Below are 3,925 nucleotides of genomic sequence, written 5' to 3' on the forward strand. Positions count from 1 at the left end.
CTATAATATTATAGTATTTTACTATAATATATTGTGATGGACTATAATATTACGGTGTTTAAATTGTGTGTTGAAAACCATCCAGATAATAGAGTGAGTAAGTTGCAAAATCTGATGAGAGTGCTCCACTGTCCAACACGTTGGTTAATCATAGATTTTATAGGCAAAGGAGCTAAGAGTACCAAGGAAATATATGAAAATCTAATAGAGAACAATGAAAAACTAACACCCTCCGGACTGTATTATCACTTATCCGAATTAAAAAATGGGGAAATCATCGAAGTTGCCGAATACAGGGAAGAGGGTGGTGGAGCACCAGAAAAGGTTTGGAGATTAAAAAATAAGAAAATAGTAATTGATTTACTAAAATCCGAAGGAGATGAGTAAAGTGTGCGGAATTGGAACAGGTAATCTTCATGGAACGTTAGGGGTATGTGGGTGCCATAGTCCTTATTTGAAAGCAGAATTTAAAGAAAGCTTAGCAGATCCCTTGACACAAAGGGAAAGAATAGAAATTCTAAAGGATTATCGAAGAATCTTGGAAAAAGAGCTTGAAAATGTTAACGCAGAAATAAAAAAACTTGAGGAAGAGTAGAGTAGGGGGATGAACGACATTTCGAAAAGTGTCATAGAAGTAAACAACCTAACTAAATATTATGGTGAACTGAGAGCTGTTGACCACATAAGCTTCGAAGTGGAGGAAGAGAAAATCTTTGGCTTTCTTGGACCAAACGGTGCGGGTAAAACAACCACTGTTAGAATGCTTACTGGAGTAATTATACCAGATGAGGGGACAGCTCAAATAATGGGCTACGATATTCTGAAGGAACCTATAAAAGCCAAAGAAGCTATGGGAATAGTTCCCGAAGCATCAAACGCATACGTAGATCTCTCTGCTTGGAGCAATCTTATGCTTATAGGAGAACTTTATGGAATTCCAAAAAAAGAAAGAGAGCGTAAAGCAGAGGAGTTACTCCAGAAGTTTGGCCTTCACGAAAGAAGGAATGACAAAGTAAAGAGCTTCTCTCGGGGAATGAAGCAAAGACTAATAATCTGCATGGCACTGATAAACAATCCCCAGCTCCTTTTATTGGATGAACCTACAATTGCACTCGATGTGCAGAGCGCTAGACTTATCCGAGATATGTTATTAGAACTCAACAAAAACGGCGTCACCATTTTTCTAACCACTCATAATATGGAGGAGGCAAATCTGCTATGCGATGAAGTAGCGATCATTAACCATGGTAAAATCGCGGCTATTGATCGCCCTGAAAAGTTGAGAACCAGAATTGGAAGATTAAACGCAGTGGAGGTTAGCTTTACTTATCCCCCTAATCTGGAGATGTTAGCGAAAATACCCAAAGTAAGTGAGGTTAAAAAGTTGGGGGACAAGGTTAGGCTGTACACAAGCAATCCCGGCGAAGTGATAACCCAGATAGTTGATTACGCTAAAGAAAACAATTCACAGATAGCAACCCTTCAAACTCTGGCTCCAACACTAGAGGACATATTTATCATGCTCACATAGGAGAAAGAAGTGAATTGACATGATACTCAGTAAAGAATATACTACACAAATTAGACGCGCTTTTGTACTTGCAAAGAAGGATATCCGCATATACTATTTTAAGGGTCCAGTAATCATATTCGGAGTGTTGATTCCCCTATTTTTATTCTTTGCATTCTCTATTGGAAGAAATATTCCTATAAATTCACTGGTCTCAGGATTATTGGCAATGACTTTATTCTTCACTGCAACGGCAGTAAGTCCAGTAATAATACCATGGGAGACCACTATGAGAACCCTTGAGAGATTAGTGTCCACTCCAATCTCACTATCAACAATCATACTGGGAAACATAATCGCCTCATTCATATTTGCAGTCATCATATCCGCCGTGCCAATTATAGTGGGAGTTATTATGGGAGCAACCATAGAAAATCTACTAATTCTAATAGCAGGTATAGTAATCGCAGCACTATGCTTCTCCAGCATTGGATTACTACTCTCAACACCTCCCTCATCCATGCCATCCACCATAATGATGCTGGCATCATTACTGAAATTCCCCCTGATATTTGTCAGTGGAATCTTCATACCAGTAGAACAAATGCCCGGATGGGGACAAGCAATAGCAGTATTCTCGCCACTCACCTACTTTACAGACTTAGCAAGACATGCCACCCAAGGAATAGGATATTTCCCAGTATTTGTGGACATAGGAGTACTCATAGCATTCACCGCGCTCTTCCTCTTTGCCGCAGCGACGCTTCACAGAAGAAACTTATCCAAGAGACTATAGAAATGATAGATTTAAGTCTATTAACCTCTCCTAACTTTTTTCATTTAGGAAAAAAATAATTATAGAAGATAAAGTTGTGTTTTGTATTTCTGTTTATCGTCTGATTATTCCTCGAGAACATATTATTTTCTTTTTGAACAACTTCTTTTTTACTTCCTCAGCATTTATTTAGATCTTTTATTGCAACATCTTTTAATACATCCATATGATCCGAGGAGAACTATGACCTTGATTCCTTTATCTTCAAGATAACAAACATCAAAATCTACTATACTCACACCTCTTCAATTCTTATTGCATAGCAATAATCCGAGAAACCAGCACCAAAACCGATTCTATAACCAACTTCTGCTTTAAAACAGCGTTTCCCACGCAAGGTTTTACCTTTTTTAATATTTTTCCAAGGTATCGGTTTTCCATGACGAAGTTCATACTTTGGGTCAAGTATAAATTTCTTAAAGTTAGGGTTGTTTCTTATCGCCTTTATGAATTTTTCAGCTAAATCCCTCGAGTTTCCGTGTATCTCTATTAAAGTAGTTTCGGTATGTCCGCCTTCTATGCCTATGTCTCTATACCAATCTTTGACTAATGTTGCTTTAAGTTTTGCAGAATGTGCCTGATTACAGAACTCAATTATTTGTTTTTCTAAATCAAAACTCTTTTCCATTTTTACTCCTTCTTTTCCTCATCTATTACTCCCATGCAATAACAAACATTGGTGCCATAAACAATAATATTACTCCCCAAACTAATGCGTAGGCTCCTAGTATCTCTCAAACACTATCTCCTTGAACCTGTTTCTAATTATAAAATTATGGTGACTTTACTTATAAGCACCTTCATTCTGTAGTGGAACCTATTTTCATTAGACTTTTTTATCCGCTATACTTCTGAATGTGAATTTGTATTTAACCGTGCTATAAACCTAGCATGAGTGATTAGTTTGAAAGCCATACCTAAGAAAATCCAATTAGAGATTATAAAACCCATAAAAAAAGAGAATGAACATTAATCTTCATATTTGTCGTCTAAAAAAAGAAAGTGGTGTATTTTTTGTTTCTCATCTAGTTATTTCCTTGGGCACAGGAGTTATTTCCTTTTTAAACAATTTCTTTTTGAGCCAGAATGAAACGTTTACCAGGTTTATGAGCACTGGAACCTCTATTAGTGGTCCTATAACCGCTGCGAATGCTTGACCTGAGGCTATGCCGAAGACTCCTATAGTTACCGCTATTGCCAACTCAAAGTTGTTGCTCGCAGCCGTGAAGGATATGGTTGCTGTATCCTCATAGTTGAGCCCGAGACGCCAAGACATCACATAAGATATTAAGAACATCAAAACGAAGTATAGAACCAAAGGTATGGCGACTCTCAGGACATCGTAGGGGAGCGAAAGTATCTTTCCGCCTTGAAGTGAAAACATCACCACCACTGTGAAAAGTAGACCGATAAGAGCCGTTGGAGCTAGTTTCTTAACGAAGTAGCCATCATACCACTCTTTCCCTCTTCTCTTAACCAGAGTATATCTGGTTACCATACCAGCAAATAGAGGTACGCCCAAGTAGATTATAACACCCTTAGCTATATCAATAATTGATGCGTTTACCACTGTACCTCCC

6 protein-coding genes are annotated in these 3,925 nt (G+C 37.9%); 4 read left to right on the top strand and 2 right to left on the bottom strand.

All coding sequences use genetic code 11. The features are described from left to right. Window positions 1-54: 54 nt before the first annotated feature. The 4 genes from ACUVXA_RS17755 to ACUVXA_RS17770 are packed head-to-tail and all read left to right on the top strand — an operon-like array spanning window position 55 to window position 2,306. A complete protein-coding gene (locus ACUVXA_RS17755; RefSeq protein WP_445872621.1) occupies window positions 55-387 on the top strand; it encodes an ArsR/SmtB family transcription factor in 333 nt (110 codons plus the stop codon). Between the two features lies 1 nt (window position 388). Continuing rightward, complete coding sequence (locus ACUVXA_RS17760) at window positions 389-595, top strand: DUF5320 domain-containing protein (protein ID WP_445872622.1); 207 nt, start codon at window positions 389-391, stop codon at window positions 593-595. 9 nt (window positions 596-604) lie between these two features. After that, window positions 605-1,531 (top strand): ATP-binding cassette domain-containing protein, encoded by a 927-nt coding sequence (locus ACUVXA_RS17765; RefSeq protein WP_445872623.1) that lies wholly within the window; start codon window positions 605-607, stop codon window positions 1,529-1,531. Between the two features lie 19 nt (window positions 1,532-1,550). Then, window positions 1,551-2,306, top strand: a complete 756-nt coding sequence (locus tag ACUVXA_RS17770) for an ABC transporter permease (RefSeq protein ID WP_445872624.1) — start codon at window positions 1,551-1,553, stop codon at window positions 2,304-2,306. 274 nt (window positions 2,307-2,580) lie between these two features. Here the strand turns inward: ACUVXA_RS17770 and ACUVXA_RS17775 are convergent, their stop codons facing one another. Together ACUVXA_RS17775 and ACUVXA_RS17780 are read right to left on the bottom strand one after the other, a co-directional pair. Then, complete coding sequence (locus ACUVXA_RS17775; RefSeq protein WP_445872625.1) at window positions 2,581-2,973, bottom strand: hypothetical protein; 393 nt, start codon at window positions 2,971-2,973, stop codon at window positions 2,581-2,583. Between the two features lie 393 nt (window positions 2,974-3,366). Then, a partial coding sequence (locus ACUVXA_RS17780) for an arsenic resistance protein (protein WP_445872626.1) occupies window positions 3,367-3,925 on the bottom strand: 559 nt, incomplete at its 5' end.

The sequence above is a fragment of the Candidatus Jordarchaeum sp. genome (assembly GCF_052745115.1).

Excerpts from the sequence above, each read along its gene's own strand:
- ACUVXA_RS17765 (WP_445872623.1), top strand. The coding sequence starts at position 605 with ATGAACGACATTTCGAAAAGTGTCATAGAAGTAAACAACCTAACTAAA.
- ACUVXA_RS17770 (WP_445872624.1), top strand. The coding sequence starts at position 1,551 with ATGATACTCAGTAAAGAATATACTACACAAATTAGACGCGCTTTTGTA.
- ACUVXA_RS17775 (WP_445872625.1), bottom strand. The coding sequence starts at position 2,973 with ATGGAAAAGAGTTTTGATTTAGAAAAACAAATAATTGAGTTCTGTAAT.